23 protein-coding genes and 5 tRNA genes are annotated in these 26,115 nt (G+C 69.4%); 13 read left to right on the forward strand and 15 right to left on the reverse strand.

Features of this window, described 5'->3' with window-relative positions; all coding sequences use genetic code 11:
- Window positions 1-9 precede the first annotated feature (9 nt).
- The 4 genes from ACFULQ_RS29720 to leuC all read right to left on the reverse strand — a co-directional run bounded on the left by ACFULQ_RS29720 (window position 10) and on the right by leuC (window position 3,352).
- Window positions 10-660 carry an HU family DNA-binding protein gene (locus ACFULQ_RS29720; protein WP_383549690.1) on the reverse strand — a complete coding sequence of 217 codons (651 nt, stop codon included), beginning with the start codon at window positions 658-660 and terminating at the stop codon, window positions 10-12.
- A 136-nt stretch (window positions 661-796) separates the two neighbouring features.
- On the reverse strand, window positions 797-1,027 hold the full coding sequence (locus ACFULQ_RS29725; RefSeq protein WP_028809826.1) for a hypothetical protein: 231 nt from the start codon (window positions 1,025-1,027) through the stop codon (window positions 797-799).
- 300 nt (window positions 1,028-1,327) lie between these two features.
- Window positions 1,328-1,921, reverse strand: a complete 594-nt coding sequence (gene leuD / locus ACFULQ_RS29730) for a 3-isopropylmalate dehydratase small subunit (protein WP_383549693.1) — start codon at window positions 1,919-1,921, stop codon at window positions 1,328-1,330.
- Between the two features lie 6 nt (window positions 1,922-1,927).
- Window positions 1,928-3,352: a 3-isopropylmalate dehydratase large subunit gene (leuC, locus tag ACFULQ_RS29735; protein WP_383549696.1), complete on the reverse strand. Its 1,425-nt coding sequence runs from the start codon at window positions 3,350-3,352 to the stop codon at window positions 1,928-1,930.
- 190 nt (window positions 3,353-3,542) lie between these two features.
- Here leuC and ndgR point away from each other — a divergent pair, with 190 nt between their 5' ends.
- Window positions 3,543-4,259: an IclR family transcriptional regulator NdgR gene (gene ndgR / locus ACFULQ_RS29740; RefSeq protein WP_015036427.1), complete on the forward strand. Its 717-nt coding sequence runs from the start codon at window positions 3,543-3,545 to the stop codon at window positions 4,257-4,259.
- Window positions 4,260-4,400: 141 nt separating this feature from the next.
- Here ndgR and ACFULQ_RS29745 read toward each other — a convergent pair whose 3' ends face one another.
- Complete coding sequence (locus ACFULQ_RS29745; protein ID WP_383549698.1) at window positions 4,401-4,907, reverse strand: DUF4188 domain-containing protein; 507 nt, start codon at window positions 4,905-4,907, stop codon at window positions 4,401-4,403.
- 79 nt (window positions 4,908-4,986) lie between these two features.
- On the opposite strand from ACFULQ_RS29745, the gene ACFULQ_RS29750 reads away from it, so the two are divergent.
- Window positions 4,987-5,631: a MerR family transcriptional regulator gene (locus ACFULQ_RS29750; RefSeq protein WP_383549701.1), complete on the forward strand. Its 645-nt coding sequence runs from the start codon at window positions 4,987-4,989 to the stop codon at window positions 5,629-5,631.
- A gap of 49 nt (window positions 5,632-5,680) precedes the next feature.
- On the opposite strand, the gene ACFULQ_RS29755 is transcribed toward ACFULQ_RS29750, so the two are convergent.
- From ACFULQ_RS29755 to ACFULQ_RS29790, 8 genes are all read right to left on the reverse strand, one after another.
- Window positions 5,681-5,753, reverse strand: a tRNA-Glu gene (locus ACFULQ_RS29755).
- 42 nt (window positions 5,754-5,795) lie between these two features.
- A tRNA-Gln gene (locus ACFULQ_RS29760) sits at window positions 5,796-5,867 on the reverse strand.
- Between the two features lie 20 nt (window positions 5,868-5,887).
- Window positions 5,888-5,960, reverse strand: a tRNA-Glu gene (locus tag ACFULQ_RS29765).
- Window positions 5,961-6,022: 62 nt separating this feature from the next.
- A tRNA-Glu gene (locus tag ACFULQ_RS29770) sits at window positions 6,023-6,095 on the reverse strand.
- Between the two features lie 56 nt (window positions 6,096-6,151).
- Window positions 6,152-6,223, reverse strand: a tRNA-Gln gene (locus ACFULQ_RS29775).
- Window positions 6,224-6,315: 92 nt separating this feature from the next.
- A complete protein-coding gene (locus ACFULQ_RS29780) occupies window positions 6,316-7,047 on the reverse strand; it encodes an HAD family hydrolase (protein WP_383549704.1) in 732 nt (243 codons plus the stop codon).
- Between the two features lie 102 nt (window positions 7,048-7,149).
- The gene (gene gltX / locus ACFULQ_RS29785; protein ID WP_383549707.1) at window positions 7,150-8,637 is read right to left on the reverse strand and encodes a glutamate--tRNA ligase; all 1,488 of its coding nucleotides are present in this window, start codon (window positions 8,635-8,637) and stop codon (window positions 7,150-7,152) included.
- Entirely contained in the window at window positions 8,621-9,406 is a 786-nt protein-coding gene (locus ACFULQ_RS29790) for a fumarylacetoacetate hydrolase family protein (protein WP_383549710.1), read from the reverse strand. The genes gltX and ACFULQ_RS29790 overlap by 17 nt, the downstream gene beginning before the upstream one ends.
- A 331-nt stretch (window positions 9,407-9,737) precedes the next feature.
- Here ACFULQ_RS29790 and ACFULQ_RS29795 point away from each other — a divergent pair, with 331 nt between their 5' ends.
- Both ACFULQ_RS29795 and ACFULQ_RS29800 read left to right on the forward strand, forming a co-directional pair.
- Window positions 9,738-10,100, forward strand: a complete 363-nt coding sequence (locus ACFULQ_RS29795) for a hypothetical protein (protein ID WP_383549713.1) — start codon at window positions 9,738-9,740, stop codon at window positions 10,098-10,100.
- A 123-nt stretch (window positions 10,101-10,223) separates the two neighbouring features.
- Window positions 10,224-11,132, forward strand: a complete 909-nt coding sequence (locus ACFULQ_RS29800) for a hypothetical protein (protein ID WP_383549716.1) — start codon at window positions 10,224-10,226, stop codon at window positions 11,130-11,132.
- Between the two features lie 60 nt (window positions 11,133-11,192).
- On the opposite strand, the gene ACFULQ_RS29805 is transcribed toward ACFULQ_RS29800, so the two are convergent.
- On the reverse strand, window positions 11,193-11,378 hold the full coding sequence (locus tag ACFULQ_RS29805) for a hypothetical protein (RefSeq protein ID WP_020138705.1): 186 nt from the start codon (window positions 11,376-11,378) through the stop codon (window positions 11,193-11,195).
- A gap of 566 nt (window positions 11,379-11,944) precedes the next feature.
- Between ACFULQ_RS29805 and ACFULQ_RS29810 the strand changes: the two genes are divergently transcribed.
- The 9 genes from ACFULQ_RS29810 (at window position 11,945) to ACFULQ_RS29850 (ending at window position 25,857) form a co-directional block, all read left to right on the forward strand.
- Complete coding sequence (locus ACFULQ_RS29810; protein ID WP_383549719.1) at window positions 11,945-15,754, forward strand: nitrate- and nitrite sensing domain-containing protein; 3,810 nt, start codon at window positions 11,945-11,947, stop codon at window positions 15,752-15,754.
- 9 nt (window positions 15,755-15,763) lie between these two features.
- A complete protein-coding gene (locus ACFULQ_RS29815) occupies window positions 15,764-16,177 on the forward strand; it encodes a roadblock/LC7 domain-containing protein (protein WP_003993189.1) in 414 nt (137 codons plus the stop codon).
- A 110-nt stretch (window positions 16,178-16,287) separates the two neighbouring features.
- Window positions 16,288-16,686 (forward strand): DUF742 domain-containing protein, encoded by a 399-nt coding sequence (locus ACFULQ_RS29820; RefSeq protein ID WP_003973454.1) that lies wholly within the window; start codon window positions 16,288-16,290, stop codon window positions 16,684-16,686.
- Window positions 16,667-17,242 carry an ATP/GTP-binding protein gene (locus ACFULQ_RS29825; protein WP_007384912.1) on the forward strand — a complete coding sequence of 192 codons (576 nt, stop codon included), beginning with the start codon at window positions 16,667-16,669 and terminating at the stop codon, window positions 17,240-17,242. The genes ACFULQ_RS29820 and ACFULQ_RS29825 overlap by 20 nt, the downstream gene beginning before the upstream one ends.
- A 401-nt stretch (window positions 17,243-17,643) precedes the next feature.
- Window positions 17,644-20,931 carry a nitrate- and nitrite sensing domain-containing protein gene (locus tag ACFULQ_RS29830; protein ID WP_383549722.1) on the forward strand — a complete coding sequence of 1,096 codons (3,288 nt, stop codon included), beginning with the start codon at window positions 17,644-17,646 and terminating at the stop codon, window positions 20,929-20,931.
- Between the two features lie 10 nt (window positions 20,932-20,941).
- A complete protein-coding gene (locus ACFULQ_RS29835) occupies window positions 20,942-21,355 on the forward strand; it encodes a roadblock/LC7 domain-containing protein (protein WP_004983065.1) in 414 nt (137 codons plus the stop codon).
- Between the two features lie 96 nt (window positions 21,356-21,451).
- Complete coding sequence (locus ACFULQ_RS29840; protein ID WP_383549725.1) at window positions 21,452-22,024, forward strand: DUF742 domain-containing protein; 573 nt, start codon at window positions 21,452-21,454, stop codon at window positions 22,022-22,024.
- Window positions 22,005-22,586: an ATP/GTP-binding protein gene (locus tag ACFULQ_RS29845; protein ID WP_026248371.1), complete on the forward strand. Its 582-nt coding sequence runs from the start codon at window positions 22,005-22,007 to the stop codon at window positions 22,584-22,586. The genes ACFULQ_RS29840 and ACFULQ_RS29845 overlap by 20 nt, the downstream gene beginning before the upstream one ends.
- A gap of 106 nt (window positions 22,587-22,692) precedes the next feature.
- The gene (locus ACFULQ_RS29850; RefSeq protein WP_383549728.1) at window positions 22,693-25,857 is read left to right on the forward strand and encodes an NACHT domain-containing protein; all 3,165 of its coding nucleotides are present in this window, start codon (window positions 22,693-22,695) and stop codon (window positions 25,855-25,857) included.
- Between the two features lie 57 nt (window positions 25,858-25,914).
- Here ACFULQ_RS29850 and ACFULQ_RS29855 read toward each other — a convergent pair whose 3' ends face one another.
- The gene (locus ACFULQ_RS29855) at window positions 25,915-26,106 is read right to left on the reverse strand and encodes an acyl-CoA carboxylase subunit epsilon (RefSeq protein ID WP_383549730.1); all 192 of its coding nucleotides are present in this window, start codon (window positions 26,104-26,106) and stop codon (window positions 25,915-25,917) included.
- Between the last annotated feature and the right edge of the window lie 9 nt (window positions 26,107-26,115).

Raw genomic sequence — 26,115 nt, forward strand, 5'->3', positions numbered from 1 at the left:
CCTGTGCCCTTACCTCTTGCGGGCCGTGGCCTTCTTGGCGGTGGTGGTGCGAGCGGCGGACTTCTTGGCGGGCGCCTTCTTGGCGGTCGCCTTCTTCGCCGGGGCCTTCTTGGCCGTCGTCTTCTTCGCGGCGGTCTTGCTCGCGGCGGTGGTCTTGGCGGCGGTGCCGGTCGCCTTCTTGGCGGGCGCCTTCTTCGCCGTCGTCTTCTTGGCGGTGGCCGTGGTCTTCTTGGCCGTCGTCTTCCTCGCGGTGGTCTTCTTCGCGGCCGCGGTCTTGGCGGTCGTCGCCTTCTTGGCGGCCGCCTTCTTGACCGTCGCCGAAGCCCCGCCGGTCAGGCTGCCCTTGGGGGCCTTCTTGACCGCGACGTCGTTCTTCGGGAGCTTCTTCGTGCCGCTCACCAGGTCCTTGAAGCCCTGGCCCGCGCGGAAGCGCGGCACGGAGGTCTTCTTGACCCGAACCCGCTCGCCCGTCTGGGGGTTGCGGGCGTAACGGGCCGGCCGGTCGACCTTCTCGAACGAACCGAAGCCGGTGACCGAGACACGGTCGCCCGCGACCGTCGCGCGGACGATGGCGTCCAGGACCGCGTCGACCGCGTCGGCGGCCTGCTGGCGGCCGCCCACCTTGTCGGCAATCGCTTCTACGAGCTGCGCCTTGTTCACGTCTTCCCCTTCGGAGACATTGCCAGAACGAAAGTGTTCAAGCTTTTCGCACGTTAGGCAGATATATACCGCAAATCAAACACGAAACGGGCTTATCACCCTTGTGCCGCAACGAACTCGGCTGCTCTGGACTTGTTCAGCGTTCCTCTTCCGGGATTCGACCCGCGTCGAGGTCAGCGGTGAACCGCTCCAGACGCCTTGTCGCTTCGACGACGTCGTGCTTGGCCGCGGCCGTAATGACCAGCAGCTTCCGGGTCAGCGCCATCCGTACGCCCTCCGGGACTTGCAGTGCGCGCACTCTTGCGTGCGCTTCCTTGAGTTGGTCCGCGACTGCCGCATAGAGCTCGAGTTGGCCGTCGTGTTCCATGCACAGATTGTGCCATCTGGGGCGAGTTGTCGCCTGCTAGGGGTGCAACTGCCGCCTCAAACGGCCTTCCGGGCACATGCGGAAGCCACGGTTACAAGGGACGCGTACCCCGACAACACCCGTCTTAACGTGGGAAGTTGAGCGGGCGTGTCGCACCGCGCGGGGCCGTTCGGGCGCAGACATGGCCGTACCCCCGATCGGGCTGATCGGGGGTACGGCGGGGGTGTTGGGGTGGCCGAAACTCGACCTGTTCAGTTGCTCCGAAGGAGGGGCGGCGTCACGCCGGGAGCGCCCCCGGCATCACGCCTGAAGCGTCCGCGGCTTGTACGAGGGCCGCTTGGCCTCGTACGCCGCGATGTCGGCCTCGTTCTGGAGGGTGATGGAGATGTCGTCCAGGCCGTTCAGCAGCCGCCAGCGGGAGTTCTCGTCCAGCTCGAAGCTCGCGGTGATGCCCTCGGCGCGCACCTCGCGGGCCTGAAGGTCGACGGTGATCTCGGCCTCGGGGTCCTTCTCGCTCAGCTCCTGGAGCGCGTCCACGATCTTCTGGTCCAGAACCACCGTGAGCAGGCCGTTCTTCAGCGAGTTGCCGCGGAAGATGTCGGCGAAGCGGGAGGAGATCACGGCCTTGAAGCCGTAGTTCTGAAGCGCCCAGACGGCGTGCTCACGGGAGGAGCCGGTGCCGAAGTCGGGGCCGGCGACCAGGACCGTGGCGCCCTTGCGCTCGGGCTGGTTGAGGATGAATTTCTCGTCCTTGCGCCAGGCCTCGAACAGCCCGTCCTCGAACCCGTCCCTGGTCACCTTCTTGAGCCAGTGAGCAGGGATGATCTGGTCGGTGTCGACGTTGGAGCGGCGCAGCGGGACGGCCCGGCCGGTGTGCGTGGTGAATGCTTCCATGACTGATCAGACTCCAGCGGCGACAGGGGCGTCGGACAGGTCGGCGGGCGAGGCCAGGTGGCCCAGTACGGCGGTGGCGGCCGCGACCTGCGGCGACACCAGGTGCGTACGGCCGCCCTTGCCCTGTCGGCCCTCGAAGTTGCGGTTGGAGGTGGACGCGGAGCGCTCACCCGGGGCCAGCTGGTCGGGGTTCATGCCCAGACACATCGAGCAGCCCGCGTGCCGCCATTCGGCGCCGGCCTCCTTGAAGACGACGTCCAGGCCCTCGGAGACGGCCTGGAGACCGACCCGCGCGGAGCCGGGGACGACCAGCATCCGTACGCCGTCGGCGACTTTGCGGCCCTTGACGAGCTCGGCGGCGGCGCGCAGGTCCTCGATGCGGCCGTTGGTGCACGAACCTACGAAGACGGTGTCCACCTTGATGGAGCGCAGCGGCTGTCCGGCCTCCAACCCCATGTATTCCAGGGCCTTTTCGGCGGCGAGGCGCTCCGATGCGTCTTCGTACGAAGCGGGATCGGGGACGTGGGCCGAAAGCGGCGCGCCCTGGCCGGGGTTGGTGCCCCAGGTGACGAACGGCGACAGTTCGGCGGCCTCGATGACGACCTCGGCGTCGAACTCGGCGTCCTCGTCCGTCTTCAGGGTCTTCCAGTACGCGACGGCCGCGTCCCAGTCCTCGCCCTTGGGCGCGTGCGGACGGCCCTCCAGGTAGTCGAACGTGGTCTGGTCGGGGGCGATCATGCCCGCGCGGGCACCGGCCTCGATCGACATGTTGCAGATGGTCATCCGGGCCTCCATCGAGAGCTTCTCGATGGCGGAGCCGCGGTACTCCAGGACGTAGCCCTGGCCGCCACCGGTGCCGATCTTGGCGATGATCGCCAGGATCAGGTCCTTGGCGGTGACGCCCTCGGGCAGTTCGCCGTTGACCGTGATGGCCATGGTCTTCGGGCGGACCAGCGGCAGCGTCTGGGTGGCCAGGACGTGCTCGACCTGGGAGGTGCCGATGCCGAACGCCAGACCGCCGAAGGCGCCGTGCGTGGAGGTGTGGGAGTCACCGCAGACCACGGTCATCCCGGGCTGGGTCAGCCCCAGCTGCGGGCCGACGACGTGCACGACGCCCTGCTCGACGTCGCCCAGCGGGTGCAGGCGCACCCCGAACTCGGCGGCGTTCTTGCGCAGCGTCTCCAGCTGGATGCGGGAGACCGGGTCGGCGATGGGCTTGTCGATGTCGAGGGTCGGGGTGTTGTGGTCCTCGGTGGCGATGGTCAGGTCGAGCCGGCGCACCTGGCGGCCGCTCTTGCGGAGGCCGTCGAAGGCCTGCGGGCTGGTCACCTCGTGCAGCAGGTGCAGATCGATGAAGAGGAGGTCGGGCTCGCCCTCGGCGCGCCGGACGACATGGTCGTCCCAGACCTTCTCCGCGAGTGTCCTACCCATCGCTTTCCCTCCGGCCGGCGAGATCGTCCACCGGCCCAACTAGAGATCTTGAGGAGACGGCACCCGGCCCCAGTTCACGGGCACCCGTCACCAGGCCCGTACGGTCACCGGGCCGCTGTGCCTACAAGGGTTGCGCGTCTCACGGAAAAAGGAACTTGCGTTTCACAGAGTGAGACGTGAGTATCGTTTCATGGACAACAGTAGCGGCGTCGGCGTTCTGGACAAGGCAGCCCTTGTCCTCAGCGCCCTGGAGTCCGGTCCGGCCACCCTCGCGGGTCTGGTCGCGGCGACCGGACTGGCACGACCCACGGCCCACCGGCTGGCCGTGGCTCTGGAACACCACCGCATGGTGGCACGCGACATGCAGGGCCGTTTCATTCTGGGCCCCCGGCTGGCCGAGCTGGCCGCCGCAGCGGGCGAGGACCGCCTCCTCGCGACCGCCGGCCCGGTGCTCACGCACCTGCGTGACGTCACCGGCGAGAGCGCGCAGCTCTACCGCCGCCAGGGCGACATGCGCATCTGCGTCGCCGCGGCGGAGCGCCTGTCCGGCCTTCGGGACACCGTCCCGGTCGGCTCGACGCTCACCATGAAGGCGGGCTCCTCGGCCCAGATCCTGATGGCCTGGGAGGAGCCGGAGCGGCTGCACCGCGGCCTCCAGGGCGCCCGCTTCACGGCGACGGCCCTGTCGGGCGTACGGCGCCGCGGCTGGGCCCAGTCCATCGGCGAGCGCGAGCCGGGCGTCGCGTCCGTCTCGGCGCCCGTGCGCGGTCCGTCCAACCGCGTGGTGGCCGCGGTGTCGGTCTCCGGCCCCATCGAGCGCCTCACCCGCCACCCGGGCCGTATGCACGCCCAGGCGGTCATCGACGCAGCGGCCCGCCTCTCCGAGGCACTTCGCCGGACGGGTTGAGGGCGGGGTCCTGTCGGAACCGGGCCGGCCTCAACGCCGCGGCAGGTTCCGGACCGACGGGACGCGTCTGGTCGCACCTGTCGACTGTCGACTGACTCGCCGTCGTGGCTGGTCGCGCAGTTCCCCGCGCCCCTGAGTAGGTCACATACTCCCAGCCCGATAAGCGAACCTCTCCTTCGCGTACCGCCCGCGCGCAGCGACCGGCACCTGACCGTGCGCCGCCGCCAGCCCGAACGTCGGCATGTCCGCGTAGATCGACTCGTACGCGCCCTCCGGGACCACGTACGCCTCGTGCCACAGCCCCACGTGCTGTCGGACCTTCCCCGCCCTCTCCTTGCGGTTGATGATCGACCAGGCCCGGTGGTGGGACATCTCCGGCGAGTGCGCGTAGGCGTACAGCTTCTCCTTCGACTCCCAGTACTGGACGACGTAGTACGTCCGCGGTGAAGCCGTCAGCAGGACATGGGACAGCAGCCCCCGCTCCGGCGCCCGCGCCAGCTCCCGCAGCATCCTCGGCATCGCGAGCAGGACCGGCCCCCAGTGGTGCACGGCCCAGAAGTGGTTGATCCGCATCCCGATCAGCAGGACGACCACGTCTCCCTCGGCTGCCGCGGTGGTACGACCGGCAACGACCTTCTTCCCGAACACGGGACCCCCTATTGGTGAGCGGCACTATCCGAACCCGGCATGCTTGGATAGTGCCGGTATCCGACGAAGGGCGCAAGAGATGCGGCTGGCCGAACTCAGCGAACGCAGCGGGGTGTCCACCGCGACGATCAAGTACTACCTGCGCGAAGGCCTGTTGGCCCCCGGCCGCCAGATCAACGCGACGACCGCGGAGTACGACGAGGAGCATCTACGGCGGCTGCGGCTGGTGCGCGCGATGATCCAGGTGGGCCGCCTCCCGGTGGCGACGGTCCGCGAGGTCCTCGGGCACGTCGACGACGACTCGCTGGGCCCCACGATCCGGCTCGGCGCGGCCCTGTGGGCGTTGCCGCAGGTCCCGGAGCCGGACACGGAGGACGAGTACGTACAGGCGGCGCACCGGGAGGTCGGTGCACTCCTGGACCGGCTCGGCTGGGAGAACGCCAAGCAGCTCACGACCATCTCCCCCGCGTACCGCTCACTGGTGACGGCACTGGCCGCGTTCCGCCGGCTCGGCTACGACTGGGGCGCCGAACAGCTCACGCCGTACGCCGAGTTGATGCACCGGACGGCGGTCCTGGACCTGGACAATCTGGAGGCGCTTCCGTCGGGGACGGAGCGGGTCGAGTTCGCGGTCCTCGGGGCGATCCTCAACGAACCGGCCCTCCAGGCGCTGCACCGACTGGCCCAGGAAGAGGAGTCGGCCCGCAGGTACGGCTTCGAGTGACCCCGGACGCAGCGAAGACCCTCCGCCTGAGCGGAGGGCCTTCGTCTCGTACCCCCGACCGGATTCGAACCGGCGCTACCGCCTTGAGAGGGCGGCGTGCTAGGCCGCTACACAACGGGGGCGAGGAGCCTGAGGTGCTTGATACCAACCACCGCAGGTCCGAGCTGGTCTACCTGGACTCGAACCAAGACTAACTGAACCAGAATCAGTCGTGCTGCCAATTACACCATAGACCAATGTGGTTTAGACCAGTGCGTACCCCCGACCGGATTCGAACCGGCGCTACCGCCTTGAGAGGGCGGCGTGCTAGGCCGCTACACAACGGGGGCCCTAGCGATCCTGCATGAGAGTCAGCGGGTGCGACCCTGACTGACCCTCCGGGAAGGATCTGTACCCCCGACCGGATTCGAACCGGCGCTACTGCCTTGAGAGGGCAGCGTGCTAGGCCGCTACACAACGGGGGCTTCGCGGAGTTGATCTCCGCTTGCAGATACTGTGTTCAATTCAAAGCATCTGCGAGCTGGCCTACCTGGACTCGAACCAAGACTAACTGAACCAGAATCAGTCGTGCTGCCAATTACACCATAGGCCACCGGAACGCAAGCCCCTGAGGGGTTCTTGTTCTAGTTCTGCTCCTCCGGTTCCCGGCCTTTCGGCCCGCTCCCCGGCGGCGCAGGAAGAACATTACCCGAAGGTGGACGGGGCTCCAAAACGGGTATCCGCGCCGAGGATCGTGGGGAGTTCGGCGAGGGAAGCGATGCGGTGGGTGCCGTCGGGGGCCTCGACGGTCGCGTACGGGCCCTCGCGGGCGATCCACACCGAGAGCAGTCCGGCGTCGGCTGCGCCCCGCCCGTCGATCTCCGGGTGGTCGCCGACGTACGCCACCTGGTGCGGGTCCAGTTCCAGGGCGTCGCAGGCCGCGAGGAAGGCGCCCGCCTCGGGCTTGGAGACGCCCAGTTCGGCGGCGCACAGGATGACCTCGAAGCGGTCGTGGACGCCGAGGACGCGGAGCTTGTGGTCCTGCACGTGGATGCTGGAGTTGGACAGCACCGCGTGCCGGTGGCTGGCGGCGAGGGCGTCCAGGGCGGGCAGGACGTCCGGGAAGAGGGCCCAGGCGGTCTCGTAGTGAGCGATGTAACGCCGGAACCAGGCGTCGGCCTCGGCGTCGGTCAGCTCCTCGCCCAGGAAGACCCGGACCCGGTCCCGCCGCTGCCCCTGGAAGTCGACCTCCCCCGCCGAGAAGCGCGCCCACTGGGCGTCGGTGATCGCCCGCCACCGCGCGATGGCCTGCTCGACGCTCTCGTACGCCTCCAGCAGCCCCTCGGTGCTCAGATGCAGCCCCATCCCCACGCGGTCGGCCCCCGTGTAGTCGAAGAGGGTGTCGTCGACGTCCCAGACCACGGCCCGAATGCTCATGTGCCGACGGTAGCCTGCGGCGGGCGCCGGCACACCGGGGCCGTGGACGGCGAAGGGGCGGCGACCGGATGTCCCGGTCGCCGCCCCTCACGCGTGCGTGCGTTACGCCTGGGCCAGCTTCTCCAGCGCCGCGTCGATGCGGGCCAGCGTCTTCTCCTTGCCCAGGACCTCCAGGGACTCGAAGAGGGGCAGGCCGACCGTGCGGCCGGTGACGGCCACGCGGACCGGGGCCTGGGCCTTGCCGAGCTTGAGGCCGTGGGCCTCGCCGGCCGCCAGGACGGCCTCCTTGAGGGACTCCGGGGAGGCCCAGTCGGCGGACTCCAGCTTCTCGCGGGCGGTCCTCAGCAGCGCGTCGCTGCCCTCCTTCATCGCCTTCGCCCACGACGCCTCGTCGAAGACCGGCTCGGGAAGGAAGAGGAAGTCGACGTTGTCGGTGATCTCCGAGAGGACCTTGAGGCGGGTCTGGGCGTGCGGGGCGATCGCCTGCCACTTCGTCTCGTCGAAGTCCTCCGGCGCCCAGGGCGCGAAGGGGGCCTTCAGCCAGGGTGCGCAGCGCTCAGTGAAGTCCTTCACGTCCAGCATCCGGATGTGGTCGGCGTTGATCGCCTCGCACTTCTTCAGGTCGAAGCGCGCCGGGTTGGGGTTCACGTCCGCGATGTCGAAGGCCGCGACCAGCTCTTCGGTGGTGAAGACGTCCTTGTCGGCCGAGAGCGACCAGCCCAGCAGGGACAGGTAGTTGAGCAGTCCCTCGGGCAGGAAGCCCCGCTCGCGGTAGAGGTTGAGCGAGGCCTGCGGGTCACGCTTGGAGAGCTTCTTGTTGCCCTCGCCCATGACGTACGGGAGATGACCGAAGGCGGGCACCGACTTCGCGACACCCAGCTCGATCAGCGCCTTGTACAGGGCGATCTGGCGCGGGGTGGAGGAGAGCAGGTCCTCGCCGCGCAGGACGTGGGTGATCTCCATCAGGGCGTCGTCCACCGGGTTCACGAGCGTGTAGAGCGGGGCTCCGTTGGCTCGTACGATCCCGTAGTCCGGGACGTTCTCCGGGGTGAAGGTCAGCTCGCCGCGGACCAGGTCGTTGAAGGTGATCGTCTCATCGGGCATGCGGAAGCGGACGATCGGGGTGCGGCCCTGGGCCCGGTACTCCGCGACCTGCTCCTCGGTGAGGGCGCGGCAGTGGCCGTCGTAGCCGGACGGCTTGCCGGCGGCGCGGGCGGCCTCGCGGCGGGTGTCCAGTTCCTCCTGGGAGCAGTAGCAGTAGTACGCGTGACCGGCATCCAGGAGCTTGGCGGCGACGTCCTTGTAGAGGTCCATCCGCTGCGACTGGCGGTACGGCGCGTGCGGGCCGCCGACCTCGGGGCCCTCGTCCCAGTCGAAGCCCAGCCAGCGCATCGAGTCGAGCAGCTGGTTGTAGGACTCCTCGGAGTCGCGGGCCGCGTCGGTGTCCTCGATGCGGAAGACGAGCGTGCCCTGGTGGTGCCGGGCGAAGGCCCAGTTGAACAGGGCGGTGCGGACCAGGCCCACGTGGGGGTTACCGGTGGGCGAGGGGCAGAAACGTACGCGGACGGGTGCGCTAGCCACGCTTGACAACCTTGTTGGTGAGAGTGCCGATGCCTTCGATGGTGACGGCGACCTCGTCGCCGACGGTGAGCGGCCCGACGCCTGCCGGGGTGCCCGTGAGGATCACGTCGCCGGGGAGCAGCGTCATGGCCTCGGAGATGTTGACGATCAGGTCCTCGATGGAGTGGATCATCTCGCTGGTGCGGCCGAGTTGGCGCTGCTCGCCGTTGACGGTGAGCTGGATCGTCAGGTCGGCGGCCGTCTCCAGGTCCAGGCCGGTCTCCACCCAGGGGCCCAGCGGGCAGGAGGTGTCGAAGCCCTTGGCCCGCGCCCACTGCTTCTCGCGCTTCTGGACGTCACGGGCGGTGATGTCGTTGGCGCAGGTGTAGCCGAAGATCACGTCCTTGACGCGCTCACGGGGGACCTCGCGGCACAGACGGCCGATGACGACGGCCAGTTCGGCCTCGTGGTGCACGTCGGCGGAGAAGGAGGGGTACTGGATCTCGTCGCCGGAGCCGATCACCGAGGTGGACGGCTTGAAGAAGGCGAACGGGACGTCCGGGACCTCGTTGCCCAGTTCCTTGGCGTGGTCGGCGTAGTTACGGCCGTACGCCACGACCTTGTTGGGGAGCACCGGGGGCAGCAGCCGCACCTTGCTCAGCGGGACCTTCGTACCGGAGAGCTCGAAGTCCGCGAACGGGATGCCCTTGACGATGTCGAGGACGAGTTCGTCCGGCTTGTCGCCCTCGACCGCGCCGAAGGCGACGTTCCCGTCGATGGAGAATCTGGCGATGCGCACGGGATCTGGGCGCCCCTCACTGAGAACTGTGCGTGCGTGGGCCGGCTGGTGGGTGCGACAGCCGACGCTGGACGCTCCAGGCTAACCGGTCCGGGCTCTTCGCCGTCGGGCGGCGGGGCGGGTGTCCGGGCCGGGCACACCCGTCGCTCCCCGGCCATCCCCCTGGCCAGAAATCGCTTGTCGTGATCGCTTCATCCTCTTTAGGGTGATCTCCGCGAATGCCGCTCAGCGCATTCACAAACGAGGGGATCCCATGAAGTCGAAGCGTAAGGTTCTTTCTCTCGCAATGGCAGTTCCCGCTGCGGCCGCAGCGGTTCTGGGTGTGGCTCCCATGGCGCACGCGGAGGCCAGGGAGAGCTGTCCCACCTGGGCGAACGATTGCGCCGTCTTCTATTACAACAGCGGCCTCTCGGGGTCGCACACCGCTTTCACGGACGACGGCGTCTCCAATCTCGCGGGTTACACGTACCTGTCCTCCGGGAGCGGCAAGGGGCAGACCGTGAAGAACAACGCGGCATCGTTCTGGAACGCGAGCGTCGACCACATCGCCACGGTCTTCTTCAACAGCAACTACGGCGGCGCCTGCGACACGTTCGCCCCGCTGGCCGACACCAACAAGCTCGCCAAGACGTACAACGAGAACGCCTCTTTCGACTTCAACCGGAACGGCACGAACTGCTACAAGTGGAACTGACCCGCCACCTGTAGAGAAACAGCTCACGCAACAGCACACGGCCCCGCGCGGAGCGATCAGCCCTGCGCGGGGATCCGCTGTTTCAGGAAGTCCGAGCCGTACCTTCCCAAGACATCTGGACTCATGAGACGTTTGGCGATCCCCGTCCTGTTCCTCACGCTGCTGGCCGGCTGCACCTCGCCCGAGCCGTCGGCCGAGGGCTCCTCCAGCGCCTCCCCCTCGGCACCGGAGGCCGGTACGAGCCCGTCGTCACCGGGGCGGGAGAGCTACACCTTCCGGCTGCCGCTCGCCGTGTACAGCTACAGCGACGCCGACTACGCGGTGATCCAATCGGCCGAACAGGTCCTCGCCCGTGACTGCATGAAGGACTTCGGGCTCGCCTATCGGCCCGCGAAGAATCCGGCCCCGGCCGAGACACAGGATCGTCGGTACGGATTGACGGACATGGCGAGTGCGAAGCGCTACGGATACCGGATGCCGCCGCAGCAGAGTGCACCGGAGGCGAAACTCACCAAGGACCAGATCAAGGTCCTCTACGGAAACCGGTCCGCCCCGGCGGCTGCGGCGAAGAACGCGGAACTGCGATACCGCGGAAAGAAAGTGCCGGACCAGGGCTGCCTCGGGGCGGCGGTGCTCGGATTCCGCAAGCCCTACGAGGACGAGGCCGGGGCGCAGGTGGCGAGTCGCATTTCGACGGCGAGCTACGAGAATTCGCAGAAGGTTCCGGAAGTCCGGGCGGTCTTCGGGAAATGGTCCTCCTGCATGAAACAGCAGGGGTACGACTACGCCTCCCCCATGGAGGCGATGGCGGCGCCCGCATTCCTTCGGGGAAAGGTGTCGGCCGTCGAGAAGGACACCGCCGAGGCCGACGTGTCGTGCAAGGAGAAGACCGGGCTTCCGGATGTCTGGTTCGCCGCGGAGTCCTCGATCCAGAAGGACATGATCAAGGCCGACATCAAGGCGTTGCGGAAACTGGGCGAGCTTCACGAGCGGAAGCTGCGGGCGGCCCGGAAGATCCTGGCCGGGTCCTGACACGAAGAAGGCTCCCCGGGTCACCGGGGAGCCCCTGCGCGGGCCTCTGGGCCTCGTCGACTACTCTGCGGCTGCGGAGACCGGGATCTCCATCAGGACCGTCCGCCGCGGGTTGGCGGTCTGGGCCGGGAGATCGAGCGTGTGCTCCGGCTGCTCCGGGGTGTGCAGTTCACCGGCGTCCTTGACGTGCACCAGCGTCGTGCGCCGCGGGTTGGCAATGTTGCGGAACATCATCGTCGTCTTCACGGTTGTACTCGACCTCGGATGTGGTGGGTTCGACAGAAGTGTCACTCTTGTAAAGCGTCAGGCTAAGCGCGCCATTCCCCGCAGAAGTCGCGAAGACTCAATGATCGGCATGTGAGTTTGCTCACTGACGTGCGGGTAAAGCGGACAATTGGGAACCTCGACCCACCCCAACGAAACGGACATTGACTCCCTGAAGCCATCATTCCGCTCCTGATCATGGCGACTGGGACACCCTTGACCGTGAGGTGACTCGCGGAGGCATGTCCGTTTTCCACCGGAACGCTGTCCACGCCCGGTGACTCACCCCTAACTTGGTGTCACGTAGGTCACGGTCTGACCCTCGGACCTTGTTGGAGATCCGGCACTGTGCTGGAATTCCACGGACCGCCGCGGGATCGAGCCGGCGCACAGGGGGCGCAGAGAAGCGCCGAGCGGCGGTGAGAAGGGGGAGCCAGCGCCGGTCACTCACGATCACCCGGGGCGCGTATTCAGGGCGCTCCCCACAACGCCGACACCGTGCTCCGCCGTCCTGCGGAGGAGCGCCTGGTCCAGAGGTTGCGACGCTAGTGCAGGGACGTTTCAAGAGGGATGGCAGCGCTTCGGCCGAGCCGGAGCGGCACGGCGGGACTGGCCCCAATGTCGGCAGTTCCTCCCCCCAGCACGCCCAGAACCAGGGCCCGACCCCGTCCGTCGACGGTGCGTCCGGCCCCGGCCGCCTCGGCTCGTCGGCGTCCTCGGGCCCGGCGGCCCCGGCCACACCGACGGTGAAGGGCCCGACCGGCCCGGGATCGCGAATAGCCCTGCGCAACTGGCGTATCTCCACACGCCTGGTGTCGCTGCTCGCGCTCCCCGTGGTGGCGGCCACCTCGCTGGGCGCGCTGCGCATCAACGACTCCATGGACGACATCCAGCAGCTCGACAACATGAAGCTGCTGACGGAGATGACCAAGCAGGCCACCGAACTGGCCGCCGCGCTCCAGGAGGAGCGCGACCAGTCGGCCGGTCCGCTGGCGCACGACTCCACGGCGAGCAACATCACGGTCAAGGGCTACCGGGACAAGACGGACCGGGCCGCGACCAACTTCATCAACGCCGCCGAGGACATCGACACCTCCAGCAAGGACGGCAACCTCCAGGGCGTCCGCGACAGCCTCGTCGGCCTGGTCCGCGACCTGGACACGCTGAACAAGATCCGCAGCGACGCCTACGACACCAAGGGCAACGCCACCCAGACGGTCGAGTCCTACCACCGGCTGATCACCCACCTGCTGGACCTCTCCCAGGACATGGCCGAGGCCACCAGCAACCCGGACATGATCCAGCGCACGCGTGCCCTGGCGGCCTTCTCCTCCGCCAAGGAGTACGCGTCCATCCAGCGCGCGGTCCTCGCCGCGGCCCTGCCGGCCAACAACACCTCCCTCGGCAACCTCACCGAGAACGACCGGCTCTACGCCCAGGGCGCCCTCGACAGCGAGGAGTCCGACCTCAGCAGCTTCCGGAGCATCTACGGCGACGACGACGCCGAAACGCTCCTCAAGCCCATCGAGGACGGCAACTCCACCATCGAGGCCTCCGACCAGTACGCCAGCCGTGCCTTCGGCCGGCCGGAGGGCCTGGCCGACCTGGACCGGCGCTCGTACAAGGACTGGGTCGACGACAGTTCGACCAAGATCCAGCAGATGGGCAACATCGAGCACACGCTGCTCGAGGACATGGAGCAGAAGGCCCGCGAGCTGCGCAGCGCCACCGAGCGCGACGCGATCATCGCCGGTGCGCTGATCCTGATCGTGCTCGGTGTCTCCCTGGTCGGCGCCTTCGTCGTCGCCCGGTCCATGATCCGCTCGCTGCGCCGCCTCCAGGAGACCGCCACCAAGGTCGCCCAGGACCGGCTGCCCGAGCTGGTCAAGCAGCTCTCCGAGTCGGACCCGCAGGACGTCGACACCTCCGTCGAGTCGGTCGGTGTGCACTCCCGGGACGAGATCGGCCGCGTGGCCGCGGCCTTCGACGACGTGCACCGCGAGGCCGTCCGCCTCGCCGCCGAGCAGGCCCTTCTGCGGGGCAACGTCAACGCGATGTTCACCAACCTCTCGCGCCGCTCGCAGGGCCTCATCCAGCGTCAGCTCTCGCTCATCTCCGAACTGGAGTCCCGCGAGGCCGACCCGGACCAGCTGTCCTCGCTCTTCAAGCTCGACCACCTCGCGACCCGCATGCGCCGTAACGGTGAGAACCTCCTCGTCCTCGCGGGTGAGGAGCCCGGCCGTCGCTGGACCCGTCCGGTCCCGCTGGTCGACGTGCTCCGCGCCGCGGCCTCCGAGGTGGAGCAGTACGAGCGCATCGAGCTGGCCGCCGTGCCGACCACCGAAGTGGCCGGCCGCGTGGTCAACGACCTCGTGCACCTGCTCGCCGAGCTGCTGGAGAACGCGACCTCGTTCTCCTCGCCGCAGACCAAGGTCAAGGTCACCGGTCACGCGCTGCCCGACGGCCGCGTGCTGATCGAGATCCACGACACCGGCATCGGCCTCTCCCCCGAGGACCTCGCCGCGATCAACGAGCGGCTCGCCTCGCCGCCCACCGTGGACGTCTCGGTCTCCCGCCGCATGGGCCTGTTCGTGGTCGGTCGTCTGTCGCAGCGGCACGGCATCCGCATTCAGCTGCGCCCGTCCGACTCCGGTGGTACGACCGCGCTGGTCATGCTGCCCGTCGACGTCGCCCAGGGCGGCAAGAAGCCCCAGCCGAAGCCCGGTCAGGGTGCTCCCGCCGCTCCGGCCGCCGCGCAGGCCGCCGCCGGTGTGGCCGCGGCCCGCCGTGGCGGCAACGGTCAGGGCGGCGGCGCCCTCGGCGGTGCGCCCGGTGGTCCGGGCGGCGGTGCCCTCGGTGCCGGTGCCCCCTCGGGTGGGCGCCTCAACGCCGGCCAGGGACCGCGGGCCGCGCTGCCCGGCAGTGGTCAGGGCGGTCGTCCCGGTGCGCCGGGCGGCTCGCGCGGACCGCAGGGTCCGGGTGTCCCCGCGCAGGGCCGGCCAGCTTCGGCGGGTGCCGGGTTCGGCGGTCAGGCGCCGGGTGCCCCGCAGGGCCTGCAGGCCGCGGGCACCGGTGGGCCGGGCCAGGACGCCTTCAACACGCAGAACGCCTTCGGCGGCCAGGACTCGTTCGGCGGACAGAACTCGTTCGGCGGCGGCCAGGACGCCTTCGGCTCCCGGAGCCCCGTACCCCCGCAGGCGCAGGCCCCGAAGGGCGGCCAGGCTCCCGAGCAGGGCCGGCGCCGTCGGCCGCAGCTGCCGGGTCGCGGTGGTCCGCGCGCCGAGCTGCCGGGCGGCAACCAGCCGCGCACGCCCAGCTGGAGCGACGAGAACGCGCAGCCGCCGGTGCCGCGTGCCTCCCTCGACGTCCCGCGCGGCCATGACGAGCAGGACCCGGCGGCCACCTCCCGGATGCCGCGGATCGAGGACCACTCGTCCCCGGCGGCCACCTCGGAGTTCCCCCGTCCGGACTTCGACGCGCCGCAGAACACCGGGCAGTTCCCGCGGCCGGGTGCGAACGGCCCGCAGAACACTGGCCAGTTCCCGCGCCCCGGTGCGAACGGCCCCCAGGACACGGGCGAGTTCCCCCGCCCGGACATGAACTCCCAGCAGAACACGGGCCAGTTCGTCCGCTCGGACGTCTTCGGCACTCCGGCAGGCCAGAACGGCGGCGCGCCGACCGGCCAGTACCCGAGTCCGCAGGCGTACGACAGCGGTTCGACGGGCCAGTTCGCCGTGCCGGGCTTCGACGGCAGCTCCACCGGGCAGCACTCCCTGCCGGGCCGCCAGGACTACGGCGCTCCGCGGCCGCCCGTGCCGCCGCGTCCGCAGCAGCGGCCGGTCCGCCAGGAGCCGGAGGCGCTGCCCCCGGCCTCGGGCCCGGGTGACGGCCGTACCCCGCTGTACGACACGCTGGAGACCAACTGGTTCCACGGCGGCCAGGGTCAGGGACAGCCGGCGGGTGGCAGCAACGGCTCCGCCCCCGCCTCGGCCCCGCGGCCTCCGCAGCAGGCTCCGGCACCCCAGAGTTCCGCTGCGGCCCCGCAGCGGCCCACGGCCTCCGCGGCCTGGCGTTCCTCGCCCAACGACGACCTCGTCCGGCAGGCGGAGCGCGTCCGGCAGCCGGCCGCGGGCGGTGTCACCACCTCCGGTCTGCCGCGCCGGGTACCCAGGGCGAACCTCGTCCCGGGTACTGCACAGCAGCAACAGCACCAAACCGGTCCGCAGGTCTCGCGTGCGCCTGACGACGTACGCGGTCGGCTGACCAATCTCCGTCGGGGTATCGCGCAAGGTCGTCAGGTCGGCGGCAACGGCCAGACGGGCAGCTTCCCGAACCCCACTCACCAGCAGGAGCGTTAGTTGAGCCCGATGAGCCAGGCGGCACAGAACCTCAACTGGTTGATCACCAACTTCGTGGACAACACCCCCGGGGTGTCCCACACCGTCGTCGTGTCCGCCGACGGCCTCCTGCTGGCGATGTCCGAGGGTTTCCCGCGCGACCGTGCCGACCAGCTGGCGGCCGTCGCGTCCGGACTCACCTCGCTGACCGCGGGTGCCTCACGGATCTTCGAGGGCGGCAGCGTGGCCCAGACCGTCGTGGAGATGGAGCGGGGATTCCTCTTCCTCATGTCCGTCTCGGACGGTTCCTCGCTCGCGGTCCTCGCCCACCCCGAGTGCGACATCGGTCTCGTCGGATACGAGATGGCGTTGCTGGTCGACCGCGCGGGCGCCGTGCTCACGCCCGATCTGCGAGCCGAGCTGCAAGGCAGTCTGCTCCACTGACCCTCACCGGCACCACCCGCCTCACCAAATAACCGTCCGGCCGCCACAATCCCCCCACCGGCCCCTCAGACGGCTTGCCCGACCGACTTGCTGTCCCGCCCGGAGGATTCATGACCCCGCCCACCGCCTCTCATGATCCGTACGCGGAGCCGTACGAGGATGAGGGCGACCAGCCGCTGGTACGTCCGTACGCGATGACCGGCGGCCGGACCAGGCCGCGCTACCAGCTCGCCATCGAGGCCCTGATCAGCACGACGGCCGACCCGGCGGCGCTGATGGGGCTCCTCCCCGAGCACCAGCGCATCTGCCACCTGTGCCGCGAGGTGAAGTCGGTCGCCGAGGTCTCGGCGCTGCTCGCCATGCCGCTCGGTGTGGCTCGGATCCTCGTCGCGGACCTCGCCGAGGCCGGCCTGGTGGCCATCCACCAGCCGGGCGGCGACGAGAACAACGGCGGCGCGCCCGATGTGACGCTGCTCGAAAGGGTGCTCAGTGGACTTCGCAAGCTCTGACGCGGGGCGGGCCACCACCTCCGCGAAGATCGTGGTCGCGGGTGGCTTCGGCGTGGGCAAGACCACGTTCGTGGGAGCGGTCTCCGAGATCAACCCGCTGCGTACCGAGGCCGTGATGACGTCCGCGAGCGCGGGCATCGACGACCTCACCCACACCGGGGACAAGACGACCACCACGGTCGCCATGGACTTCGGCCGCATCACGCTCGACCAGGACCTGATCCTGTACCTCTTCGGTACGCCCGGTCAGGACCGCTTCTGGTTCATGTGGGACGACCTGGTCCGCGGTGCCATCGGCGCGGTGGTCCTGGTGGACACCCGCCGGCTCGCCGACTGCTTCCCCGCGGTCGACTACTTCGAGAACAGCGGTCTGCCGTTCGTCGTGGCCCTCAACGGCTTCGACGGACACCAGCCGTACGCTCCCGAGGAGGTGCGCGAGGCCCTGCAGATCGGGCCGGACGCCCCGATCATCACGACGGACGCCCGGCACCGGTCGGACGCCAAGAGCGCCCTGATCACCCTGGTCGAGCACGCCCTGATGGCACGTCTGCGGTAACGCCCCCAGGGCATCTCGTCCAGCACTCAAATCAACAGCGTCATACGCCAGTTGTCGTAGATGTACCGGAGCCGGCTGTGGCCTTGGCCACGGCCGGCCCTGGCGTTCATAACGTTTCGGCAGAGGAATCGGGTGGTACGGCCACGCGTGGTTGCCGACCGGTCTCGCTGCGCTCACAACGGCCCCGTCTTTTGACGGGGCTCGTTCTTTATGACCGTTTTATCTGGGGCTTACATCACTCGGAATCCCCGCGTACCACTGTTTGGAGGTGCGCAGGCCGTCGTGCTGGAATGCCTGAACTGCCCAATAGTCAAAGACGTACTCACAGTCGATGACGTACTGGGCTCTGAGAGACTGCGGCACAACGTAGGTGCCGACCCCTCCGAGAGGTTGTTGGTCGAGTGAGGCGAAGCAAGAACGGTCCCGAGCCGTCGGCCCGGGGCAACTTCACCCCGCCGCCGCGCGGAGCGGCGCCCGCCCCTGTGTCCGGTCCGGAACCGACGGCCGCGCCGCCGTCGAGCGGCGGCCGTTTCTCCCCGCGCAACTGGCGGGTGCCGACCCGGCTGAACGCGATCCTGCTCATACCCGTGATCGTCGGCCTCGTCATGGGCGGCTTCCAGGTCAAGAGCTCGATCGACACCTGGCGGGAGGCCGAGGACGCGGAGAACACCGCCCGCCTCGTGCGCGCCTCCCTGAGCTACGCCGACGCCCTCTACAACGAGCGCGACAGCACCGCCGCCCCGCTGCTGAGCGGCCAGGGCCAGGACAACGCCACGGTCGTCGCCGCCCGCAAGAAGACCGACGAGGCCGCCGACGCCTTCGACGCGGCCGCCCAGAACATGCCGCAGAAGGCGGGCCTCGAGCGCCGCCTGAAGCTGTTCCGGGACGGCGAGGGAGCGCTCCAGACGCTGCGCGCGGGCGCCTACACCTCCTCCAAGCTCACCGGGGTGAAGACCGAGGAGGGCTACACCCAGGTCGCCCACCCGCTGACGGAGTTCGCCAACGAGCTCGGTCTCGGCACCGGAAACATCACCAGCTACGGCCGTACGGTCTACGCGATCGAGCTCACCAAGGCGGCCCTGTCGCTCCAGCGCTCCATCGGCATGCACCTGCTGATCAAGCCCGGCCCCGGGCTGAGCAGCTTCGCCAGCCAGAAGGTCGCCCTGTCCTCGTACGCGTACCTGGAGGGCATCGCCGTCGAGGAGTACGTCGGCGGTGGCACCGAGGCCGACGCGGCCAAGCTTGAAGCGGCCAAGAAGCAGATCCAGACGGAGGGCACGGCGCTGGCCAAGGAGGCCGCCGCCAAGAACCCGAACTACGTTCCGCCGCCGTCCAACCCCGTGGACATGGTCTCCAGCCTCGCCCAGCTGCCGTCGATGGACCAGAGCGCCCGTGAGTCGCTCGCCAAGGACGGCATCACCGCCGAGAACTGGTGGGCGGTCAACACCCTCAAGTACAACGCGTACCGGCAGATCGAGACCGACCTGGCCGACACCGCGGTGGACGAGGCCGCGAGCATCGCCGACGCCGCCAAGCGGGACGCCTTCATCGTGGGTGCCGCCGTCGTGGTCGCCCTGCTGCTCGCCTTCATCCTGGCCGGCGCGGTCGCCCGCCAGATGTCCCGCTCGATGCGCCAGCTGCGCAACGCCGCCTTCGGCATCGCCGAGCAGCGCCTGCCGATGCTGGTCGACCAGCTCTCCCGCACCGACCCGGGCCGGGTCGACACCCGGGTCGCGCCGATCCCGATCAACACCAAGGACGAGATCGGCGAGGTGGCCCGCGCCTTCGACCAGGTCCACCGCGAGGCCGTACGACTCGCCTCCGAGCAGGCCCTGCTGCGGGGCAACATCAACGCGATCTTCACCAACCTGTCGCGGCGCAACCAGTCGCTGATCGAGGGCCAGCTGACCCTGATCACCGACCTGGAGAACAACGAGGCCGACCCGGACCAGCTGGAGAACCTCTTCCGCCTGGACCACCTCGCGACCCGTATGCGCCGCAACGGCGAGAACCTCCTGGTCCTCGCCGGCGAGGAGCCCGGCCGCCGCTGGGACCAGCCGGTCCCGCTGGTCGACGTGCTGCGTGCCGCCTCCTCCGAGGTGGAGCAGTACGAGCGCATCGAGCTGTCCGGCGTCCCGGAGGCCGAGATCCACGGCCGCGCGGTCACCGACCTCGTGCACCTGCTCGCCGAGCTGCTGGAGAACGCCACCACGTTCTCCTCCCCGCAGACCAAGGTCCGCGTCACCGCGACCCGCCTCCCCGACGGCCGCATCATGATCGAGATCCACGACAAGGGCATCGGCCTGACCGCCGAGGACTTCGCGGACATCAACCACAAGCTGGCCAACCCGCCGACCGTGGACGCCGCGATCTCCCAGCGCATGGGTCTGTTCGTGGTCGGCCGGCTGTCCGACCGGCACGGCATCCGGGTCCAGCTGCGCCCCTCGGGCGAGCAGGCCGGCACCACCTCGCTGGTCATGCTGCCCGACGCGATCACCCACGGCGGTGGCGGCGAGCAGCAGCCGGCCGCCGACGAGTTCACCGTCTCGCAGATCATCCCGGAGCAGCAGTTCCAGGGCGAGAACTTCAACAACGGTCTGCCGATGCGTACGGCCGCGGAACTCGGCTTCGACGACAGCCGCTACTCCGAGGTCCCGGACGACATACGCGAACTGGACCCGGTCGGCCGCTCCCTGATGCGTGAGGAGCGCCGCGCGGCCCTGGAGGCCCAGAACCACGACCAGCCGGCCGCCCTGCAGGGCCCGGACCCGTCGTACACCGAGGCGTTCGACGGCCCGCAGAGCGCCCAGCAGACCGGTTACGACAGCAGCAGGAACGGCTTCCCGGAGCAGCAGCCCGCCGGGTACGACGAGCAGACGTCGTACGAGGAGGCGCAGCAGGCTCCGTACGAGGAGCAGCGGCAGACGTCGTACGAGGAGCCGAAGCGCCCGGCGTACGACGAGCCGTACTTCGCGCAGAACGGCGGCCTGCCGCAGAACGACCTGTTCTCCACCAACGGCGGCTACCCCGAGCCCGCGTATGCGGAGCCGGTCCAGGAGGAGCCCGCGGCGGTGCACGCGGCCGCCCCGGAGACCTTCTCGGGCTTCGAGGAGCGCCGCTACCAGGATGACTGGCCGCAGCCGGACGGTTACCGGGGCGGTTACGCGGACCAGTACGCTCCGGAAACGGAATCTGTGCAGGCCGCTGACGTGAGTGAGCGCGACCGCGTAGGCTTCGACCGTCCGGGGCCGGCCCCCGCCACCGTGGGTCACGAGCTGACCGACGCCGGGCTCCCCCGCCGTGGCTCCACCGGGAGCAGCGCGAACGGCTCGAACGGTACGCGGCACGCGAACCAGGAGTCGGCGGCCTCCGCGCCGGAGAGCAACGGCGGCGGCGACATCTGGCGCTCGGCCAACGACGCGCGGTGGCAGCAGGCCTCCCAGCTCCGGAAGCCCAAGGCGGGCGGGGTCACCTCCTCCGGTCTGCCGCGGCGGGTACCCAAGGCCAACCTGGTCGAGGGAGCCGCCGAATCCACCCCGCAGGGGGGCCCATCGGTCTCCCGCGCCCCCGAGGACGTCCGGGGCAGGCTGAGCAACCTGCGTCGCGGAGTCCAGCGGGGCCGCAACGCAGGCAGTGAAACGAACGGTCAGGGCTTCGGTTCTGACAGCACCTACAACCAGGAGCGTTAGTGTGAGCCCGATGAGCCAGGCGGCGCAGAACCTGAACTGGTTGATCACCAACTTCGTGGACAACACCCCGGGGGTGTCCCACACGGTGGTGGTCTCCGCCGACGGACTCCTTCTGGCGATGTCCGAAGGCTTTCCGCGCGACCGAGCCGACCAGCTTGCGGCCGTGGCCTCCGGTCTGACCTCGCTGACCGCGGGTGCCTCGCGCATCTTCGAGGGCGGCAGCGTGAACCAGACCGTTGTGGAGATGGAGCGGGGATTCCTGTTCATCATGTCCATCTCCGACGGTTCCTCGCTCGCGGTTCTCGCACATCCCGAGGCGGACATCGGCCTCATCGGGTACGAGATGGCTCTTCTGGTGGACCGTGCCGGAACGGTCCTGACGCCCGATCTGCGTGCGGAGCTCCAGGGCAGCCTGCTCAACTGACAGACAGACGGTGCGTTTTGGCGTCCCGGGGCCGTAAGGTTTCGGGACGCGGCTCCACAGTGATGGGTGCCCGGCGCAGTCGGAGGAGGAGAGAAAGTGGCAACACCCCCAGGCGGTTCATCTGGCAATTGGTCGTACGGACCTGGCCAGGGTCCGAACGACGGCCAGAACCCGAACCGTTACAACTTCCCCTCCGCACCCAGCCATCGGCAGCAGCCGTACGCGCCCCAGGGCCCCGGTCCGTCGCCGTACGACCAGCCGCCGACCCCGCGCATCCAGCCCGTGCAGCCGCAGCGACGCTCTGAGCCGGCGCCCGCGGGGGCGTCGAACAACCCCTTGGTGCGTCCGTACGCCATGACCGGCGGCCGGACCCGCCCGCGCTACCAGCTCGCCATCGAGGCGCTGGTGCACACCACCGCGCAGCCGCACCAGATGCAGGGCCAGTTGCCCGAGCATCAGCGGATCTGCAACCTCTGCCGGGAAATCAAGTCGGTGGCGGAAATCTCCGCGCTCCTGACGATCCCTCTCGGCGTGGCCAGGATCCTCGTCGCCGACTTGGCGGAGGCGGGCCTGGTCGCCATCCATCAGCCCGGCGGCGACGAGAACGCCGGCGGCCAGCCAGACGTGACACTGCTCGAAAGGGTGCTCAGTGGACTTCGCAAGCTCTAGCGGCGGTCCTTCCCGCTCCACCACCTCGGCGAAGATCGTGGTGGCGGGTGGCTTCGGCGTGGGCAAGACCACGTTCGTCGGGGCCGTTTCGGAGATCAACCCGCTGCGCACAGAGGCCGTGATGACGTCCGCGTCGGCCGGCATCGACGACCTCACCCACACCGGGGACAAGACGACCACCACGGTCGCGATGGACTTCGGCCGTATCACCCTGGACCAGGACCTGATCCTGTACCTCTTCGGTACGCCCGGTCAGGACCGCTTCTGGTTCATGTGGGACGACCTGGTCCGCGGTGCCATCGGCGCGATCGTCCTCGTGGACACCCGCCGCCTCGCCGACTGCTTCCCGGCCGTCGACTACTTCGAGAACTCCGGGCTCCCCTTCGTGATCGCCCTGAACGGGTTCGACGGGAACCAGCCGTACAACCCGGACGAGGTGCGGGAGGCTCTGCAGATCGGTCCGGACACGCCGATCATCACGACGGACGCGCGGCATCGGGCGGACGCGAAGTCGGCTCTTATCACGCTCGTGGAGCACGCGCTGATGGCCCGTCTGCGGTAGCGGACGCGACAGCTTCCAGGGGCCCTTTCCATACGGAGAGGGCCCCTTTGTCGCACCTCGCTGCCACACTGAAATCCTTCAGGAGTCGGGGACGACGGGGGCGCGCATGAGCGTCGAATTGGCTGCGTTACGGCTGGGGCAGACAGTCGCGACGAGTGCGGTACGACTGTGGTTGGGCGGCCGCAGAAGCGAGCAGGAACGCCAGGCTGGGATGTCCGAGCTCGTGCGGCTCCGCATCCCGGGACTGCGCCCTCAACGCAGTGTGGAGCGGCAGTTCGAGGAAATCGCGGACGCGGTGGCGGCCCGTCTGGAGCCCCTGCTGGCGCACGAATTCCAGGGGCTGGCCGAGAACGAACGGCTAGCAGCCGCGCACGGCGTCATGGACACCTTCCGCAACGCGGATCTGTCGGACGAGTCGGTGCTCGGATCGGACGCCGACGCGGCGGAGCTGGCTCGTCGGATCCGTCGTGAGGCACCGCAGCCGTTCGGCCTGGCCGAAGCTGCCCAGCGCTACTACGACCTGTTGTTCTCAGAGTGCTGCGACTGCTACGTACGTGTTCTGCGCCGCCTGCCGGTCTACTCCGAGCGCGCGCTGACCGAGTTGCTCGGCCGCACGACCTCCCTGGGCACCGAGCTGACCCGGGTGCTGGAGCGATTACCGACCCGGTCACTGTACGCACCCGAGGGCACGGACGAGGACACCGCGTTTCTGCGCGAGTACCTGGAACTGGTGAGCCGCTCGCTGGACGAGGTCGAGCTGTTCCGGCTCGCCTCCGAACAGGTGACACGGGCGAAGCTGTCGGTGGCGTACGTGAGCATGCGGGCCACGTCGGACGACGGACGGCGGCGCAGGGCAGCCGGGGGCCGCCCACCACTGCGACGCGGGCTGCGCGCCTGGGAGGAGTCCGAGGGCACCGGGACCCGTGTGGAGAAGGCCCTCGGGGGCGCCTCCCGGGTCCTGTTGCGCGGCGAGGCCGGGTCCGGCAAGACCACCCTGATGCAGTGGCTGGCAGTGATGGCGGCGCGCAGCGCCTTCCGGGGGCCGCTGAGGGAGTGGAACCGACTCATCCCGGTCCTGGTGAAGTTGCGTCGGTACGCCGGACGGGGACTGCCGTTGCCCGAGGCATTGCTGGACGGGGTGGCGGGCCCGCTCACCGGACACATGCCCAAAGGGTGGATGGACCGGATGCTGCGGGACGGCAGGGTGTTGCTCCTGGTCGATGGAGTGGACGAACTGCTGGCCGTCGAGCGCGGTACGGTCCGCGACTGGCTTCGCCGGCTGTTGCACGCGTACCCCGACGTGCGCGTGGTCGTCACCTCGCGCCCTGCGGCCGCACGGGTGGACTGGCTGCGCACCGAGGGCTTCACGGTCTACCAGCTGGAGCGGATGGCCCCGGCCGACCTCACCGCGTTCGTCCGGCAGTGGCACGCGGCGGTACGTGAGCAGGGAGACGAGCTCCCCTGCTCCGTCGAGGAGCTCCCCCAGTACGAACGCTCGCTTCTGACGAGCCTGCAGGACAGACCGCACCTCCAGTCCCTGGCGACCAATCCCCTGCTGGCCGCGCTGATCTGCGCCCTGCACCTGAGCAAGGGCCAGCAGCTGCCGCGCAACCGCATGGAGCTGTACAAGATCGCGTTGGAGACGCTGGTCCAGCACCGGGACGCGGAGCGGCGGGTGCCCACAGCCGAGGCCGGTCCGCTCACCCTGCCGGACAAGCTGTGCGTGCTGCGCGATCTGGCCTGGCGGCTGTCCGACAACAATCGCACGGAGATCCCGACCGCCCAGGCCCGTCGGTTCGTGACCTCCCGGATGACGTCGATGCGGCATCTGGACGGGGTCGACAGGGCAGCCGTCCTGGACCATCTGGTGGCCAGGTCGGGGGTGCTGCGCTCGCCCGTGGAAGGCCGGGTCGACTTCGTGCACCGGACCTTCCAGGAGTACCTCGCCGCGCAGGACGCCGCCGACGAGGACAACATGGGCAACCTCGTCGAGCGGGCCCACCTCGATCTGTGGCACGAGACGATCATCATGGCGGCGGGGCACGCGAACCTGCGTCAGCGGCAGGAGCTCGTCCAGGGCATCCTGGACCGGGCCGACGTCGAGCACCGGTACACCCGGCGCCTGCGCCTGCTGGCCGCTGCCTGTCTCGAGACGATGAGCACCGTGCCGGACGACCTGGCACGTCGCCTGGACGCCGCCCTGGACGCCCTGGTGCCGCCCCGGCGAAGCTCCGAGGCCGGGTCGCTCGCCTCGGTCGGGCCCGCGCTGGTGCGTCGGCTGCCCGACACCCTGGACGGCCTGTCGGAGCGGGCGGCGCGTACGACCGTGCGGACCGCTGCCCTGGTCGGCGGCGAGGCGGCGCTCGGCCTGCTGGCCGGGTACGCGGACGGTGCGAACGAGGACGTGCAGAAGGAACTCGTCGACGTCTGGGAGTACTTCGACCCGGACGAGTACGCGGCACGGGTGCTGCTCCGGCTCCCCCTGGAGGAGCTGCTCCTGCAGGTGACACACCCGGCCCAGTGGCCCGCGGTGCTGCGGCTGAAGGAGGCCCGACGGGTGTGGCTCGACTACGAGTTCAGCGACGGGCTGGCCGCCACCTCGGCATTGGGGGAACTGGACTGGCTGTGGGTTCCGCGGCTGCTCGGGGACAACGACCTCTCCCCGTTGGGTCGACGGCCGGGGCTGCGCAATCTGGTCGTGGGCGGTGGCGAGCATCTCCCGCTTCTGGACTTCGGGCCGCTGCACGGTCTGGCTTCGCTGCACAACCTGCAGCTCCAGGACTGGGCGTCCGTGCCACCACTCGAAACCCTCCCGATGCCGGCCGGTCTGGTGGGGCTGGGGCTCGGCAGGCTGGACGAGGACACCGATCTGGGACCGCTGCTGGAGCGGACGAACTGGACGTCCCTGGCGCTCCAGAGCGGCGGCACCCCGCGAGGTCTGTCCGGACTGGCGTGCCTGACCCAGCTGACGCATCTGACGCTGTACCACTTCGATCTCCGCACGTGGTTGCCCACGTTGGAGAGCCCGCCGCCCCGGCTGAGCGTGCTGAATCTGTTCAACTGCCGACTGCCCAGTGACCTGGGGCCGATCGGTGCTCTGGATCGACTGCGGCGGCTGGACCTGCGTGCCTGCCACACGGACGACGACCAACCGCTGGAGCTGTCGCCCCTGGCCCGTGGCCCGCAGCAGACGCGGCTGACCGTGACAGTCGACTCAAGTGTTCGTCCGCCGACCGCCCCGGTCCCCGGCGTCCGGGTGAGACGTCGTTGAACGGCGAAGGCCCCGCACTCCCTTCCGGGAGCAACGGGGCCAGGCGAGCGGTGGGGCTCAGTGCCAGCTGTGCGGGGCCCTGAAGCCGCCCTCGCGCTCCAGGCGGCGCCAGCGGGCCTTGGGGCGGCCGGGGTGGGACGGGGTCTCGGAGGGCCGGGCTGCGGCGCGGGCCAGGAGGATCGCCGTGATGGCGGCGACTTCCTCGGGCTCGGCGTGGCCCTTCTCGACGCGGATGTCAGGGGTGTTCATAGGTCACAG

The sequence above is a fragment of the Streptomyces sp. NPDC057253 genome, assembly GCF_042669125.1.
Taxonomy (GTDB): domain Bacteria; phylum Actinomycetota; class Actinomycetes; order Streptomycetales; family Streptomycetaceae; genus Streptomyces.